General features: G+C 41.3%; 18 protein-coding genes, 1 pseudogene and 1 riboswitch. Of the genes and pseudogenes, 12 read left to right on the top strand and 7 right to left on the bottom strand.

The genetic code is table 11. The features are described 5' to 3' along the window. Window positions 1–608 (top strand): fructosamine kinase family protein (locus PSF16_RS13395; protein ID WP_272689410.1); only part of this gene is annotated, 608 nt, incomplete at its 5' end. A gap of 64 nt (window positions 609–672) precedes the next feature. Here the strand turns inward: PSF16_RS13395 and PSF16_RS13390 are convergent. Continuing rightward, complete coding sequence (locus PSF16_RS13390; RefSeq protein ID WP_006661980.1) at window positions 673–1,212, bottom strand: YniB family protein; 540 nt, start codon at window positions 1,210–1,212, stop codon at window positions 673–675. Window positions 1,213–1,515: 303 nt separating this feature from the next. Here PSF16_RS13390 and hxpB point away from each other — a divergent pair, with 303 nt between their 5' ends. The 5 genes from hxpB to PSF16_RS13365 all read left to right on the top strand — a co-directional run bounded on the left by hxpB (window position 1,516) and on the right by PSF16_RS13365 (window position 5,683). Beyond that, window positions 1,516–2,181, top strand: coding sequence for a hexitol phosphatase HxpB (gene hxpB, locus PSF16_RS13385; protein WP_006661981.1), 666 nt, complete (start codon window positions 1,516–1,518; stop codon window positions 2,179–2,181). Window positions 2,182–2,372: 191 nt separating this feature from the next. Beyond that, entirely contained in the window at window positions 2,373–2,963 is a 591-nt protein-coding gene (locus tag PSF16_RS13380) for a metal-dependent hydrolase (protein ID WP_036960653.1), read from the top strand. 166 nt (window positions 2,964–3,129) lie between these two features. Then, window positions 3,130–4,521 (top strand): L-cystine transporter, encoded by a 1,392-nt coding sequence (locus PSF16_RS13375; RefSeq protein WP_006661983.1) that lies wholly within the window; start codon window positions 3,130–3,132, stop codon window positions 4,519–4,521. 251 nt (window positions 4,522–4,772) lie between these two features. Beyond that, a complete protein-coding gene (locus PSF16_RS13370; RefSeq protein ID WP_006661985.1) occupies window positions 4,773–5,162 on the top strand; it encodes a YkgJ family cysteine cluster protein in 390 nt (129 codons plus the stop codon). Window positions 5,163–5,374: 212 nt separating this feature from the next. Continuing rightward, on the top strand, window positions 5,375–5,683 hold the full coding sequence (locus PSF16_RS13365) for a hypothetical protein (protein WP_154629803.1): 309 nt from the start codon (window positions 5,375–5,377) through the stop codon (window positions 5,681–5,683). Window positions 5,684–5,837: 154 nt separating this feature from the next. Here PSF16_RS13365 and PSF16_RS13360 read toward each other — a convergent pair. Both PSF16_RS13360 and PSF16_RS13355 read right to left on the bottom strand, forming a co-directional pair. Then, window positions 5,838–6,161 (bottom strand): annotated as a pseudogene (locus tag PSF16_RS13360) (AzlD domain-containing protein). Beyond that, window positions 6,161–6,832 (bottom strand): AzlC family ABC transporter permease, encoded by a 672-nt coding sequence (locus PSF16_RS13355; protein WP_006659429.1) that lies wholly within the window; start codon window positions 6,830–6,832, stop codon window positions 6,161–6,163. Before PSF16_RS13355 ends, PSF16_RS13360 begins: the two are co-directional and overlap by 1 nt. A gap of 72 nt (window positions 6,833–6,904) precedes the next feature. On the opposite strand from PSF16_RS13355, the gene PSF16_RS13350 reads away from it, so the two are divergent. Together PSF16_RS13350 and PSF16_RS13345 are read left to right on the top strand one after the other, a co-directional pair. After that, window positions 6,905–7,474 carry a helix-turn-helix domain-containing protein gene (locus PSF16_RS13350; protein WP_154633648.1) on the top strand — a complete coding sequence of 190 codons (570 nt, stop codon included), beginning with the start codon at window positions 6,905–6,907 and terminating at the stop codon, window positions 7,472–7,474. Window positions 7,475–7,505: 31 nt separating this feature from the next. Next, the gene (locus tag PSF16_RS13345; RefSeq protein ID WP_006659427.1) at window positions 7,506–7,682 is read left to right on the top strand and encodes a DUF2526 family protein; all 177 of its coding nucleotides are present in this window, start codon (window positions 7,506–7,508) and stop codon (window positions 7,680–7,682) included. A gap of 136 nt (window positions 7,683–7,818) precedes the next feature. Here the strand turns inward: PSF16_RS13345 and PSF16_RS13340 are convergent, their stop codons facing one another. From PSF16_RS13340 to crcB, 3 genes are all read right to left on the bottom strand, one after another. Further along, window positions 7,819–9,003: a M20 family metallopeptidase gene (locus PSF16_RS13340; protein ID WP_006661988.1), complete on the bottom strand. Its 1,185-nt coding sequence runs from the start codon at window positions 9,001–9,003 to the stop codon at window positions 7,819–7,821. Window positions 9,004–9,060: 57 nt separating this feature from the next. Then, a complete protein-coding gene (locus PSF16_RS13335; protein WP_272689409.1) occupies window positions 9,061–10,284 on the bottom strand; it encodes a hypothetical protein in 1,224 nt (407 codons plus the stop codon). Window positions 10,285–10,880: 596 nt separating this feature from the next. Then, window positions 10,881–11,261 carry a fluoride efflux transporter CrcB gene (gene crcB, locus PSF16_RS13330; RefSeq protein WP_006659423.1) on the bottom strand — a complete coding sequence of 127 codons (381 nt, stop codon included), beginning with the start codon at window positions 11,259–11,261 and terminating at the stop codon, window positions 10,881–10,883. A gap of 109 nt (window positions 11,262–11,370) precedes the next feature. Further along, window positions 11,371–11,439, bottom strand: a riboswitch (Fluoride riboswitch). A gap of 144 nt (window positions 11,440–11,583) precedes the next feature. Here crcB and fetA point away from each other — a divergent pair. Both fetA and fetB read left to right on the top strand, forming a co-directional pair. Beyond that, the gene (gene fetA / locus PSF16_RS13325; protein ID WP_036960646.1) at window positions 11,584–12,237 is read left to right on the top strand and encodes an iron efflux ABC transporter ATP-binding subunit FetA; all 654 of its coding nucleotides are present in this window, start codon (window positions 11,584–11,586) and stop codon (window positions 12,235–12,237) included. 9 nt (window positions 12,238–12,246) lie between these two features. Next, complete coding sequence (gene fetB, locus PSF16_RS13320; RefSeq protein WP_006661990.1) at window positions 12,247–13,032, top strand: iron efflux ABC transporter permease subunit FetB; 786 nt, start codon at window positions 12,247–12,249, stop codon at window positions 13,030–13,032. A 43-nt stretch (window positions 13,033–13,075) separates the two neighbouring features. On the opposite strand, the gene PSF16_RS13315 is transcribed toward fetB, so the two are convergent. Beyond that, on the bottom strand, window positions 13,076–14,119 hold the full coding sequence (locus tag PSF16_RS13315) for a LacI family DNA-binding transcriptional regulator (protein WP_272689408.1): 1,044 nt from the start codon (window positions 14,117–14,119) through the stop codon (window positions 13,076–13,078). A 237-nt stretch (window positions 14,120–14,356) separates the two neighbouring features. On the opposite strand from PSF16_RS13315, the gene PSF16_RS13310 reads away from it, so the two are divergent. Further along, a complete protein-coding gene (locus PSF16_RS13310; protein WP_036974720.1) occupies window positions 14,357–15,085 on the top strand; it encodes an SDR family oxidoreductase in 729 nt (242 codons plus the stop codon). A 35-nt stretch (window positions 15,086–15,120) separates the two neighbouring features. Further along, window positions 15,121–16,743, top strand: a complete 1,623-nt coding sequence (locus PSF16_RS13305) for an FGGY-family carbohydrate kinase (protein ID WP_006661993.1) — start codon at window positions 15,121–15,123, stop codon at window positions 16,741–16,743. Window positions 16,744–16,755: the final 12 nt, after the last annotated feature.

The following is a 16,755-nucleotide window of genomic DNA, read 5'->3' as shown; positions in this document are numbered from 1 at the left end:
TTCTCCTCGAATATTTCCCATTAAAACATTTTGATAACACCAATGCGTGGCATTTTGGACAACAATTGGCTCGACTGCATCAATGGGAAGAGCAACCAAGTTATGGTTTTGATTTTGATACTATGCTCAGTACGACTGTTCAGCCAAATGGATGGGAAAAGCGTTGGAATGCATTCTTTGCAGAAAAACGTATTGGTCTTCAATTACAAATAGCGTCCGAAAAAGGCATGGTTTTTGGTGATATTCAAAAACTGGTTGATATTGTTAAACACCGTTTGTCCGGGCATCAGCCTCAACCTTCTTTATTACACGGTGATTTGTGGCCAGCAAACTGTGCCATCACCAACCAAATAGATGGCGTACTTTACGACCCTGCATGTTATTGGGGTGATCGGGAATGCGATATCGCCATGTTGCCATTGTATAAAGAAATTCCTATTCAAATTATTGATGGCTACCAAAGCGTTTGGCCGCTACCCGCAAGTTTCTTAGATAGGCAACCAATCTATCAACTCTATTTCTTACTCAATCAAGCCAATATGTTTGGCAATGAGCAAAGCTATCTGCATGCCCGCAATATTATTGATAATTTACTCGCAGATGAATAATCTAAACTCAGTGATGCGCTGCACGGGAATAAACCTGATGCAGCGCAGGATTATGATGGGAGAATTACCAATTCAGGAGCTTTAATGCAAAATAGATTGCAATCCCTAAGACTATCGGCCAGAAATACATCAAAAAGAACTGTTTAAAAATAGTGTGTCGGGGAATGGTCACTTTAGATTCTAATTCTTCTTTTGTGACCTCACTGCCTTTAGCATTCTCTAGAATGACATGATCTTCAATGCTTTCACGAATAAACTTAATTTGACGATACATGCGTAAGCCTGATGCGCTTAGTGCTAATCCCACAAAGATAAAAATAAAAATAACAAAAAATCCGATACAGCTACCAGAAAAACCTTGGCTTACTTCAGGAACTGGCGAATTATTCCAAAATACATTTAAAAATGGTGTGCTTTGTCGAGCCATTTCTGCCATCAATTTCACAAAATCATTAGCAACCGCATTGATCCCTTCACCTTGAATTCCTTTCAGAGCAGCGAGTTTAATTAATGATGCTAACGTAGAAATTAATGCTACAAAAAATACGATCCAGCCCAAAATACGTTTGCCAATCGCAAGAGAATTTGCCTTGTGGTAATTCATTACAACTATTCCTCAGAGTTTTTTTCTACGCTAATCATAGCCGATAATATTTGCTGGCTCCAAATTTCTATAAAAAAATGATAGTTAAAAATTGAGTTTCGGATTATTCAAAAATTTAATTGCATTCATATCACCCGCTAAATTCAAATTTTCAATAAAATCATGTGATAGCACATATATCTCTATAACCGAAAGTCATGGCTTGTTAGAATAGTTTTAGACACTAAATTGACTGTGATTAAAATGCAGCGACAGCCCCCATACCCTATTTTCAAATGGGTATCTAAATGAATGGAGTTTGCTATGTATCATAAATTACCTATCCAATCTGTTATCTTTGATATGGATGGTTTGCTGATTGACTCGGAACCTTTCTGGGAACAGGGAGAAGATGAAGTATTTGCAGAGTTAGGGGTTGATTTATCCATCAAGCACACGCTTCCAGATACCCTCGGTTTGCGTATCGACCACGTTGTTGAACTTTGGTATAACGCATCCCCTTGGCAAGGCTGCAGTTTAGAAGAGGCAAAACAGCGTATTATTGACAGAGTCATTGGCTTAGTCGAAGAGAAACGCCCATTGTTGCCCGGTGTCCAACATGCATTAGAGTTATGCCGTTCAATGGATTTAAAAATTGCGTTAGCATCAGCATCTCCGGATTACATGTTGGAGAAGGTACTGAATTTATTTGATATTCGCCATTATTTTTCTGCGGTTGTTTCCGCAGCAAAATTGCCTTTAAGCAAACCCCATCCTGAAGTTTATTTAAAAGCCGCAGCAGAATTATCGACAAAGCCTATTCACTGCGTTTCATTGGAAGATTCTTTTAATGGCATGATTGCAGCAAAAGCCGCAAGAATGCGCTCTATCGTGGTTCCTGATAACAAGCACTTCAATGACCCACGCTGGGGTTTGGCAGATGTCAAACTCGCTTCATTAAATGATTTACGTCCAGAAAATTTACGTTAATCTTAAATGAATTAGTGATGATTTCTTTCCCCTACATTATTTGCGTAGGGGAAATTTTGAAAAGTATAAAAATCTACGGTTATTAGCTAATAAATAAGAGTTTTTTTAACTCTCATCCTCTACCAAATTCCGCTCAAACCCATTATACTGCCCGCCTACTGTATAGATAAACAGATGGTATTTTATCCACCATGACTGCTGAAGGGCACCTGCTTTTTTCTGTCGCCTCACTCATAATGGCTCATAAACTGCAAATTACGCCAGAGTTCGCTCAGGGTGATTGGTTGCATATGGTGCCAGGCGTTTTGCTGGGTGCCTTATTGCCGGATATCGACCATCCATCATCCATTCTTGGGCGACTTTTTCGTATTATTTCTATTCCCATATCCAAGCTCTGCGGTCATCGAGGCTTTACGCATAGCCTTATTGCATGGCTAATTTTGCTGATTTCCAGCTATCAATGGTTACCCCATTATTGGGATTTACCCCCTGACCTTATCCAAGCGTTTTTACTTGGTTATATGAGCCATTTAATTGCCGATATGCTGACGCCATCCGGTGTCCCATTTTTATGGCCATTACCATTACGTTTCTGTTTTCCCGTTCTACGCGGTAAATCTAGTAAACGCGGAGAACGCTTTATTGCCGTGCTTTTGACCGTCTGTGCGGTGCTTATACCCGCAGGGCATCCAGCTGACTGGTTCCAGCAAATAGAAAGCGTACTAAATTATTTTAATAATCAGATAAATATACACTTACCGACAAAAACATCACTTTTGTAATATACTGTAAGTATAAATCAACCTAAATTATAACTTTTGATTATAAGTAATGACTAACTTCAACTGATATCATATAACCAGTTGTTAGAAGAAACGAAATCCTTATACCTATTAAGGATTAACAACAAGAATCATTATGTAAAATAATTACAATTTGGAGTGCGGAATGAATATTCCCCTGATTATCAATGTGCTCGTTTTCGTAGCACTTTTAATACTGTTAGCAAAACTCGGATCGAATGGTTGGAGCCTATCCAAAAAAGTCTTACTGGGTCTGGTATTCGGTGTTGCTTATGGTGTGGGACTGCACCTGGTGTATGGTTCTGGTCACCAAACGGTAAAAGACTCCATTCTTTGGTTTAATATCGTTGGTAATGGTTATGTTCAACTATTACAAATGGTGATTATGCCTCTGGTATTTGCCTCAATTCTGAGTGCAGTAGCTAGACTCCATAAGGCATCTTCTTTAGGGAAAATCAGCTTTTTAACCATTGGCACACTGCTGTTCACAACCGCTATCGCTGCTCTAATCGGTATCTTGATTGCTAACTTGTTCGGCTTAACTGCTGAAGGGTTGGTCCAAGGTCAATCTGAAACTGCACGTCTAGCGGCCATTGAAACAAATTACATTGGTAAAGTATCGGATTTAACCGTTCCGCAATTGATCCTGTCCTTTATCCCGAAAAACCCGTTTGCTGATTTAACAGGTGCAAGCCCAACATCTATTATTAGTGTGGTTATTTTTGCTGCATTCTTAGGAGTAGCGGCACTGCAACTGTTCAAAGATGATAAAGAACGTGGTGAAAAAGCATTAGCGGCTATCGATGTGATGCAGGCTTGGGCAATGAAATTAGTCCGCTTAGTCATGCGCTTAACGCCTTATGGTGTGATGGCACTGATGATCAAAGTGGTCGCAAGCTCGAATTTAGCTGACATCATTAATTTAGGTACCTTTGTGGTTGCATCATACGTGGCATTAGCCATTATGTTTGTGATTCACGGTGTCTTAATTGCGACAACCGGTTTAAATCCGATTAAATTCTTTAAGAAAGCAGGCCCTGTACTGACATTCGCCTTTACTAGCCGTTCGAGTGCTGCAAGTATTCCACTGAATATTGAAACGCAAACTCGCCGCTTTGGTGTACCAGAATCGATCGCCAGCTTCTCTGCGTCTTTCGGTGCAACTATCGGTCAAAACGGTTGTGCAGGTATCTACCCTGCCATGTTAGCGGTTATGGTGGCACCAACAATGGGTATCAATCCATTTGACCCACTGTGGATCGCGACTTTAGTCGGTATTGTGACTATCAGCTCTGCGGGTGTCGCAGGTGTGGGTGGTGGTGCAACGTTTGCTGCACTGATTGTACTGCCAGCGATGGGCTTACCTGTTACTTTAGTCGCGTTATTGATTTCAGTTGAGCCATTAATTGATATGGGTCGTACGGCACTGAACGTGAGTGGTTCAATGACTGCAGGTACCGTGACTAGCCAATTAATGGGCGAAACGGACAAATCCATTTTTAACCAAGAAGATGACGGTGATTTGAAACACGTTTAATCATCCTTATCACCGAATACTCCCTGAAACCTGCCCGTTAAACGGCAGGTTTTTTTATAGTTATAACTCACTGAAATTTTTACTTTATTTTGACCTGATTGCAAATATTGGACTTTTACTCTAAAAAATATTGCCAATACGTAGAGCTGCGTAACATAATAGCGGCTGAGCAACATTTTCTTAGGCTTCCTGCCTGTGTTGCGTCTCCCGTTTCCTACGGGAACTATCAACTTCATTGTTAGATTTTTTATATGACCAATATTATTCATATACTAAAAACTGATCCTTCAGATAACCCTTGTGTCAACTGTGGTGCTTGTTGCGCCTACTTTCGTGTCTCATTTTATTGGGCTGAAGCGGAAGCTGGCGGGGGCTCTGTACCTCAGCATTTGACAGAGCAAATCACCCCGTTTATGAGCTGCATGCAAGGCACAAACCAAAAACCAAATACCCGTTGTACGGCACTAACGGGTAACGTAGGTGAATGTGTGTCATGTTCCATCTATGAGCAGCGTCCGACTCCATGCCGAGAATTCGAACAATCATGGCATAACGGCATACACAATGAGGCCTGCGATCGTGCTCGTGCAGCCTATGGTTTACCCCCTCTTGAGCCTCAGCAACCACAAATTGCGTGCTAACCCCGTCAATGACCCAGAGATGTTCTGGGTTATCTTTATTCTTCTTTCGCTGTCATTCTTTTCATAAAATAACGGCATTATTTTCCATAAAATGTGTAAAGAAAGGATAAAACATGCAGGAAATATGGAGCTTTAGTCAAAGCAGGTAAAAGCCATTGCGAGCGAAACCTAATTGATGAATTATCCTCTCATCACGTAATGAGGAGATAGAAATGAACAAATTAAACCAAGGTTTACTCGCTGCTATTTTAATGTCTGTAGGCTTTGCCGCTGCTGCAGCCAATGTTGATATGAATAAATCACCACGCCATCACGGTGGTAATCACCATAATATGGTGTATAGCGTGACAGAGCAAACCACTAAACCAAACGAAACCCTCAAAAAACTGGCGAACGATACACCTAAAATTGAAGATGGCAAACGTTACATGGTGAAGATGTCTGTCGTGGAAGTGCCAGAGTTCAAGCCTGCACAGCCGATGCCGATGCCAGTACCGGCTACAGCACCCGCAGCAAAGTGACAAATGAATTACCCTAAACCATAGGCTGTGCCTGTTACACTGATAATGCCAACCATTTGGTATTGCTATTTAAAAATCAGTATCTTACTTGCACACAATAACGTTTAGGTATATCCCTAATTTTGCCCCTAATGCCATAGGGGCTTTTTTTTGCTTAAAATAACCAACGCAATGCTGCCGTCATCAATGCTGCCGATAACACAATCACAATAAATGGCTTACGTTACCAAGTGAGTATTCCTGCAACGGCCACACCAATAATTTTAGGAAAATCAGATAGTTCATCACCTGAGAAAACCGTTGCTGTCATCGCTACAGAAAATAAAATGACAATAGCTGCCGCCGAAAAGAGTGCTTTATTTTGCTCAGTGAGATTCACTCGACCTTTTAGCAAAGCCCCAGATGCACGCATCAAATACGTGCCAATTGCTAAAATAAGGATCCCACTCATCATCAACCATGAATGTTCCATCATCATTATTTCCTTATATAGATAACTAAACTCAACAGTGCGAGTAATACAGGAATACCCGCGGGTAACACTGGTGTTGTTACCATAGCGATAACCGCGCCGATTATGGCGGCTAATCTCAGGCGTTTATCTTTTAGCGCCGGCAAACTGAGCGCCAAAATAATGGCAGGAAACATTGCATCCATCCCAAGGGCATGAGTATCTTGGATAAAGCTCCCCAGGATTTCACCTATAATTACTCCGACAGGCCAGCAAATCAAAATACCTAACCCACATAGCCAGAATGCAGCTGTTTTCTCTTGCTGACTTTCTTGCGCCAAACCAAATACCACACTTTCATCATTCATAATGTGGTACCCCAGCAACGCTTTCGGTCCTTTTCCTGCTAGCTCACTCACAGCAAAACTAAATGGAATATGACGAGAATTGACCAATAAGCCCGCTAAAGCAGCGGATATCGGACTTCCCCCAGAAAAAACAACACCAATAAATAAAAACTCAGACGCGCCCGCTAAAACCAAAATAGACAATACCAGCGGAACCCACCAATCAAAGCCTTGTGAGTGAGCTAAAGCGCCATAAGATATCCCCACAATTAGGTCCGCAATACACACCAGTGCAATGTTTTTCACTGTGCTATTATGGAGAATAGAAAACTGAAATGTAGATTTCTGCATAGAACGACCGTTCGATATAAAAAACATTCGTTCATTATGTCGTTACATTAGGCTAAGTGCAATTAAAATAGGATGTTTACGTTGACCTTATTCACGCCCCCAATCGAATTAATTTCAAAATCCTTGGCTTGTGAAAGGCAAAAAAGTGGGATGTCTCTCTCCGAGCTTGCCCGAAAAGCGGGGATAGCTAAGTCCACATTATCCCAACTTGAAGCGGGCAGTGGTAATCCCAGTATTGAGACGTTATGGGCACTGTGTGTCGCCTTGGATATTCCATTTTCGCGTTTAATTGAGGAAAAGCGTGCAGCGGTAACCGTGATCCGCCACGGTGAAGGCACACCAGTTAGTGCAGAACATGCAAACTATTTGGCATACCTGCTCTCCTCTGCGCCAGCCAATTCCCAGCGAGATATTTATACGATTGTCGCTCAACCCGGCCGAGATCGTATTTCATCACCCCATATGCAAGGGGTCACTGAACACATTATTTTAATGTCAGGACGAGCCTTAGTCGGTCCTCTCGAAAATCCCGTAGAACTCAATGTCGGTGATTACATTCATTATCGTGGTGACGAGCCACATATCATGCGTGCACTTGAGCCAAACACCATGGCCGTCATGGTGATTGATAAACAGAATTGATTAACGAACGCTACGCTTAGGAGAATTTACCGTGGATTATTATCAAGATATAGCCAATAAAGTGGCATTACTGCTAGATGAAAACATCGTTCATAACATGAATGAAATGCTGATGCAGCTTTCTCATGATGAGCAGCTCACCCAAGAACAACGCTTTGAGTTACAACAACGTCTCAGAGAAGCTATTTTTGTTCATCATAATTCGTAATCAACATCATAATTCTGTATTTTGTATCAAAGCCGAAAGATCCTAGTTTATTGAGTAAAAAAGAAAACCCGAACGATATTGCTTACCGTTCGGGTTATATTCACTATATCAACACTAGACTCACACAATCCCAGCCTTAGAATTTATCTTGCTGTAAATAAGACCATGCATACTGCGCATAAAGTTCCGCACCGGATGCCATGACGTCTTCATCGATGTTAAAACAACCGTGGTGATGTGCCCATTGAGTATCTTTTTCTGGGTTACCCGAACCTAATAGAGCGAAACATCCCGGGATATTTTCCATATAAAAGCTAAAATCCTCGCCACCTGGCGTTGGCTTTTCCGCCATTAAAGCCTGTTCACCGAATGCTTCCGCTATCACCGATTGCGCCAATAATGCACTACGCTCCTCATTAATAACAGGCAGTGTTCCGTAGATATAATCCACTTCTGCCGTTGCACCATACATTGCTGCTGTATGATCAGCATAACGGCGAATCGCAGCTTCAATGCGATTACGTGTTTCAATATCAAAACAACGTACCGTACCATCGAGCACCGCATTTTCGGCAATAACATTGAACCGTGTCCCAACATCCATTTTACCGATAGTCACCACCGCAGAATCTAAGGATGATGTTTCACGAGAAACGATAGCTTGCAAATTCATGACAAATGATGAGGCAACAATCGCGGCATCAACGGTAGCCTCAGGCATTGAACCATGCCCCCCGCGCCCTTTAAATTTCACGACCAATAAATCCGCAGAAGCAAAAGTGCCTCCCACATTACATGACACTTTTCCGGATGGTGTCGTTGACCAAATATGCATGCCGAACACGTTATCGACATTATCCACAGCCCCTTGTTTCACCATCGCTTTAGCGCCTTGCGCTATCTCCTCAGCAGGTTGAAAAATGAGGCGGATATTTCCTTTTAATTCATCACGAACTTCATACAATGCTTTAGCGGCGGTCAACAGCATCGCCGTATGTGCGTCATGCCCGCAAGCATGCATTTTCCCTTCGTTTGTCGATTTATACTCAAGAGCCTTATTCAACTCTTGCACAGGTAAGGCATCAATATCTGCACGTAAAGCGACTGTTTTTCCAGGCTTGCCGCCCTTAATGTCTGCAATAATCCCTGTCGGTTCAGTCAGCCGATATTCGATGCCTATTTTCCCTAGCTCTTCAGCAATTCGTTTTGTCGTTCTCACTTCCTCGAATGGCAATTCTGGATGAGCGTGAAGATCTCGTCGAAAAGCTATCATCCCTTCAGTGTGCTTTTTAATGGAAGCTGTAATGTTATTATTGACCATTTTCTGTCCTTATTTATTTTTTAACGCCTTATTATTATGCGTTTTTATATTCAGTTATTACGCCGCGACAGGCACGATATAAGCTACCATGATGCCCGCTAATACCACAGATACCATGGTGACAGAGATAAATCCGCCAACTAGCATCGGTCCTAACATGTGACTGGTTAAAATCTGACGCTCTTTGTCATCTTTGGTCAGCGCATTTATCGCTTCATTGGTAATGATATAATCTGCTGGGAATCCATATAGCGCAGTCAATGAAACCGCAAATGCCATCTCTTTTGATACCCCTAAAATTTTCCCTACAATCCACGATGCGATGAACATGCCCACCACAGCGGCAACAATCAACACCACCATTGGATAGACCAATCTCAGCAACATATCAGGCGTCGCGTGATTTAACGTATCAAAGATGAACAGCATCAATGCCATGATAGCGAAACCAAAACCGTTCGCTTTCTGTAACGGTTGCCTCTCCAAAAAGCCCATCGAAGACGCGATGACACCAAATAATAAGCACAGAACAAATGGGCTGATACTGACATAAGGCGCAGCAACCGTAGAAGCCAAATACGCTAAATAGCCCACTACCACTAATCGTAAAAATTGAAAATAGCTGGTGTTATAGTGACTTGGAATACGTTTAAACAATCGAGGCATTGCACTTTCTGACGCTAATGTTTTTACTTCAACATCATCCGCGCCATCAACGGCCAAAGACTCTTTCCATGCGCCACGGCGGTATTGCTCAAGCACTCGGCGCCCTTCACGTTTCAGCATAATTGCCGTTAATGGGTATCCCGCAAAGCCTTGCATCACATAAATTAAGATGGCAAACACAGATAAATCCACCAGTCCTGCTTCTGCCGCCCCTTTTGACATGATCAACGAAGAAACGATACCGCCCACTAATGGTGGGATTGCCACTAACACGGTATTTAAATCAAATAAAGCGAGACCTACGCCATAAATAAAAACGATAATTCCCAAAATACCAGATAACGAAATTAAGATAGTTTTCCATTGATGCAAAAGTTCTTTCAATGACAGCAATGTGCCCATGTTCGTAATTAACAAATACATCAACATGACAGCGACCACTTTAGGGATCCCTGCAATGCTAACAATATCTTTTGGGAAGAACGTCCAATAACCTAAAAGAAATAATACTGCGCACACAAATACCGATGGGATCCAAGCTTTTGTTCGTACCGCAATGGCATCTCCGATGTACAGTATCCCAACAATTAATAATAGAGCTAACATTTGTGACATGACTTTTCCCCGTATTTATTATTTTTATTTATTTCTGTTGTAGTTTTTTATAATTAAAATTTGGTTTTAATTAAACTTTGACATTCAAATGGCGAGTAAATTAAAACCAAACGATATATATCCATCCAACCCATTACAATTAAACAACAAATTCATCATATCACTGAAAAAATGGATGTATAGATTAAGTTACAGTGTAAGGATGGAAATACACTAATAGGGTATTACGAGTGACATAGTCATATATAAGGTTGGATAATTGAAAAACAGAAACATCACTTTGTGATAATCTGAGTTTTTGATGGGATATTTTAAAAAAGTTACTTTTACTAATAATTCATTCTTTTTCGTGAAAAGGGAAATGCCAAATTTATATTCTGTTGCCCAGTAATATATTTTTATTCATTCACTATCTATTTGTCAGGTTTTCATGATAAAAGCAAATTGTTAGCCACGTTGGCAATATATTCTGCTTTATTTCACCCTTCCTCATTTTTTCTGAAAATAACGATAAAAATAGCCTATTCGCATCCACAAATAGGCTATTAATTGAACACATCCAATGAATGAGAAATAAATCACTGCACCGATGTAGATTATCCTTGAGAAAGCATGTTATGACACAGCATACCCAATAAAGTGAAGAGCAACGCGCCGAGAACATGTATTGCAATGGTACTAAATGCGACCACCAGCTTCCCTTCTTGTAGCATCACCAACACTTCCAACGAAAACGTTGAAAAGGTAGTAAATGCCCCACAAAAACCCGTCACAATAAATAATTTGTATGCAGGATTAATATTCGCACTCGCAAAGTAAGAGACAGCAAAACCAATAATAAAGCCGCCCACTAAATTGACGAATACCGTACCAAAGGGGATATGAGGATGTAAATTATTGAGCTTCAAGCCGATTAGCCATCTTAACCAGCCACCTAACACTGAGCCCAAAGCAATAGAAATAAGAGATGCGTACATTGCTACTTTCCTTACAAGTCATATGGGAATAAATGCAAGGAAAAGCTCCCGCAGACATTTATGCCCTACATTCGGGCACATAATCCTACGTGCCCATTCAAATGAATAGGTTTACGTAGGCATCATCAGTCCACAAAAGGACGGTTAAACTAGGAGGAATGCCATCTCCTAACAAGACGTTACTAAAAATAATAAGGCAACTATTTTAGCCATGCAAATCTAATTTACCCAATCTGTTCCACATAACGCGGTGTCTATTTAGCCTAAATTGGCGCATAATATCCATAATCTCGATAATAGAATTAGATGGATTAGGTCATACATGGAAACAAAACACACCTTACTACAGCTCAAAAATATCGGTTTTCAGGTTGGTCAGAAGATAATTTTGGATAATGTGCAGATTGACCTATACCCTGGCGAATTTAAATTGATCACGGGTCCCTCAGGTTGTGGGAAAAGTACATTACTAAAAATTATCTCTTCTTTACTTCCTCCTAGCTGTGGAGAGATCCTCTTTGCTGGGCAAAACATCAATACTATTTTGCCAGAAAAGTATCGCCAGCAAGTCTCCTATTGTACTCAGACACCCGCATTATTTGGGAATACCGTCTATGACAATTTATTTTTTCCATATCAAATTCGTAACCAGTCATTTGATAAAAAAAAGATTTTAGATGATTTAAGCTATTTTTCACTGCCAGACTCAATCCTAGAAAAAGGAATTAACGAACTTTCTGGTGGAGAAAAACAGCGAGTTTCGCTGATCCGAAATTTGCAATTTCTGCCGCAAATCTTACTTCTGGATGAAATTACCAGTGCTTTAGATGAACAAAATAAAATCAAAGTCAATGAGCTAATTCATCAATTAGCGGTCAAGAATAATATTGCCATACTTTGGGTCACTCATGACCAAGATGAAATCGCCCATGCTGACGATATTATTACTCTTCCCGTACATCATAGCGAAAAATAGGAATTAACCGTGCATCAACCTACTATTTCTAATGAGTCGCTCGCTTTCTCTATCATGTTAGTCTTAGTGGCAATTTTTATTAGCCACAAAGAAAAGCTTTCTCTCGAAAAAGATATTATTTGGAGTACTTTCCGAGCTATTGTTCAGCTTTTAATTGCCGGATATATCCTCACATATATATTCCATATTGATCATAAAGCACTCACTGTTTTATTAGTGTTATTTATCTGCTTTAACGCTGCATGGAATGCAAAAAAACGCAGCAAATACCTCGACAAATTATTTATCACCGCATTAATTGCCATTACCTCAGGCACATTTTTAACCTTGTTGGTATTGATTATTACTGAAGCTATCGCCTTCACTCCAATGCAAGTGATCCCAATTACTGGCATGATTGCAGGAAACGCCATGATAGCCGTTGGTCTTTGCTTCAATAACTTGGGACAACGATTTAACACTCAACAGCAACAAATTCAAGAAATGCTGAGCCTCGGAGCAACGCCGAAAATTGCTTCAGCATCCATTATTCGTGAAAGTATTCGAGCATCATTAATCCCTACTGTGGATTCAGCCAAAACGGTTGGGATTGTTAGTCTACCGGGTATGATGTCAGGGCTAATTTTTGCAGGGGTTGACCCTTTGCAGGCAGTTAAATACCAAATTATGGTAACCTTCATGCTATTAGCGACAGCCAGTCTTTCTACCATTCTTGCTGGCTATTTAACCTATGTGAAATTTTATAATCAACGCCATCAGCTGCGATTAGATACCTTGAATAAAAACACTCAATAATATCTTCGTCAGGCTTAATATCCACTTTAAGCCTGACTTTATTTTATGCTATTTTTCCTACCGTGATTGGCATCACTTCGATCAGTTTAGGCTGACTTTCCCCTGATTCTATCAATTGGAAAACGTGCGCTAACATGGCAGGAACATCCTGTTTAACCATATCAATATCATGACCTAGCAGTGCAACAAATGGATCCCAGTCAAAACATCCCATTAGCGGTTGATGCTTCTCCGTATAACCCTCTTGTATTAACCATCTCATCACACCTTCTAATGAAATGGTTGAGTTAACGAATAATCCGCACAGTGCTATTTTTTTAGTGTTATCAATAGATTGTTGATGTGAGAAATACGCAGACAACGCTCGCTCCGCTTTTTCAGGCGCATAACCACACGTCAAAATATGGTGGGAAGGCACATCAATATTTAATGCGTTATGAGCATCAATAAATCCTCGAATTCGTTCGAGAGTATTATGTTCATCTTTTCGCCCTCCCACAAAGACTAACGACTCCGATGAGGCTACTTTTTGCTGCCTTTTTCGTAAGATATTGAGCGTCAGTTGCTTTGCACCATGGTAGTTATCTGAAATAACCGAAGGTGCCAGTGTACCGGGTAAGTCTAAATTTAATGTCGGAACGCCAGATGCATGACAAATTTGCGTAATTTTATCGGGATCTGTAGCCCCTGTAGAGATTAACCAATCCACTTGATAAGACAACATGGCCTTTGCGGCTTCCAACTCTAACTGGGGGTCCCTTCGTGTACACGTAATAATAGGAAACAAACCCCGCTCACGGGCCATTTCTTCAAAATGTTCCACAATCGAACCAAAATAACGGTTATCGTATTTGGGCACCAACATCCCAATAATTTTCGATTTATTACTACGTAATAAACTCGCTTGTTTATTAACTGAATAATTTTGCTCTTCTGCTAAGCGTATAATTTTTTCAGCCAATTTCGCGCTAATACGTCTTTTTTGCCAATTTCCATTCAATACTGCGCTAACGGCACTGGCTGAAACCCCTGCCAACTCTGCAAGGTCATAGATCGTCGTTTTCTTATTTTGTCTGATCTTGCTCACAAATTCATGCCTCCATTTTTTCCTAGCTTGACACCAAAGCGTAAAAGTCGCAATACTGCTCTATCGATTGAGCTTACATCGAAATTAACCTAGAATCGAGTTGATATGGCGTTTTGCCTGCATTCTCACTCAATGAATACACACCGCCAAATTCCCTCGTAACTGACTAAAATTAAATAATTTCTAATATTCAACCTACATCTCTATTGATTAACTAACTTATCCGGAGTGAACATCATGGCTATCTCATTAGAAAACAAAGTTGCCGCAATTACAGGTGCGGCTTCTGGTATTGGACTTGAGTGCGCACGTACCCTACTTAAAGCTGGCGCAAAAGTCGTTTTAATTGACCGAGCAGAAGAACGATTAAATCAGTTAGTTGCTGAATTAGGTGACAATGCAATCCCGCTAGTCGTTGATTTAATGAAACCTGAACAAGTAGATGGCATGTTAGATGCTATTTTAGCAAAAGCGGGTCGCTTAGATATTTTCCATGCAAACGCAGGGGCTTATATTGGCGGTCCTGTTGCTGAAGGGGATCCCGATGTTTGGGATAAAGTGTTAAACCTCAATATCAATGCTGCATTTCGTAGTGTTCGCGCTGTTCTGCCTCACTTTATTGAACAAAAATCAGGGGACGTTCTGTTTACTAGCTCAATCGCAGGTATGGTACCCGTTATCTGGGAGCCGATTTACACGGCCTCTAAATTTGCAGTTCAAGCCTTTGTTCATTCGACTCGCCGCCAAGTTTCTCAATATGGTGTTCGTGTGGGAGCCGTATTACCGGGTCCAGTCGTGACGGCGTTACTCGATGATTGGCCAAAAGAAAAAATGGAAGAAGCATTAGCCAATGGCAGCTTAATGCAACCGATTGAAGTCGCTGAAGCCGTTTTATTCATGTTAACTCGCCCAAAAAATGTCACCATCCGTGATCTGGTCATTCTTCCTAACAGCGTTGACCTCTAATTTTACCGATAACAACACACATTGTGGGAGGACACATGAACAGCCCTACGCAAAACAAAAATGACGACGTCGTCATTGGGATTGATGTCGGTACAGGAAGTGCGCGAGCAGGTATTTTTGATATGTGCGGTAACATGCTCGCTTCCGCTAAACACGATATTACCCTCTACCGTGATAGCGCTAACTTTGCGGAACAATCCAGCAACGAAATTTGGATGGCGGTTTGCTATTGTGTGAAACAAGCTATGGCGGAAGCCAAAATGGATGCGAGACGGGTCGCAGGAATTGGATTTGATGCGACCTGTTCTCTGGTTGTTTTAGATAAAAACCAGCAACCTATTTCAGTCAGCCCAAGTGAAGATCCGGAGCGCAATATTATTGTTTGGATGGACCATCGAGCGACCGAGCAAGCCGAGCGCATCAATAGTTTACAGCATCCTGTCTTAAACTATGTCGGTGGTAAGATTTCGCCAGAAATGGAAACTCCAAAAATTCTTTGGCTGAAAGAAAATCGCCCCCAAACTTATGATGACGCGTGGCAATTTTTTGATTTGGCAGATTTCCTTACCTGGAAATCAACTGGTTCTTTAGCGCGTTCCACGTGTACGGTGACGTGTAAATGGACCTATCTTGCCCATGAACAGCGCTGGGATGCTGACTATTTCCGCCAAATTGGTCTCACTGAACTCGCTGATGAAAATTTTGCTCGGATCGGTCAGGATATTGTTGAACCAGGTACACCAAATGGTCATGGTTTAACCGCGCAAGCCGCTGAAGAAATGGGATTATTAATCGGAACCCCCGTTGCCGCAGGAATGATTGATGCTCATGCAGGTGGCATTGGCACCGTCGGAGTAAATGGTGATGCCACCGCTAATATGGCCTATGTTTTCGGTACATCCTCATGCACGATGACGACAACGCAAGAGCCGGTTTTTATTCCCGGCGTTTGGGGTCCATATTATTCCGCAATGGTACCGGGTATGTGGCTCAATGAAGGTGGACAGAGTGCTGCTGGTGCCGCCATTGACCAACTTCTCTCACTACACCCAATGGCAGCGCAAGCCAAAGCAATGGCTAAAGAGCAAGGTAAGCCATTACCCGTAATGCTAGCGGATAAGGTGTTAGAGAAGTCCAACAGCCCATCTCAAGCCGTTGAATTAGCGGAAGGCATTCATATTGTTCCTGAATTTTTAGGCAATCGAGCCCCCTTTGCAGACCCACATGCAAAAGCAATCATTGCGGGTTTAACGATGGATAATAGTTTTGATAATTTACTCGCCTTCTATACCGCAGGTGTCTGTAGTATTGGCTATGGCTTGCGACAGATTATTGAAGCTCAAGCCCAGTCAGGCGCAAAAATCCAAAATATCGCAATTAGTGGCGGTGCGGGTCAACATCCATTAATCCGTCAGCTACTTGCCGATGCCTGTGGAGTTCCCGTGATTTCTACACAAGCGAGTGAACCTGTATTATTAGGCTCTGCAATTCTAGGCGCTGTTGCTGGAGGCGTTTGTGAGAATGTTGCACAAGCCATGGCTCAATTCGCTAATATTGACCTAACCTATCAAGCAAATAAACAATTTAAATTACATCATGAAACCCGTTTTGCTTCTTTTAAACATTTACAACAATGTGCTAGAGAGCTAAAAGGTTAATATAATAATTTT

Origin of the sequence: Providencia sp. PROV033 (genome assembly GCF_028484855.1) — a bacterium.
GTDB lineage: Bacteria > Pseudomonadota > Gammaproteobacteria > Enterobacterales > Enterobacteriaceae > Providencia > Providencia alcalifaciens.
The sequence above is the reverse complement of the archived record's forward strand: the minus strand, read 5'-3'. Positions and strand labels throughout refer to the sequence as shown.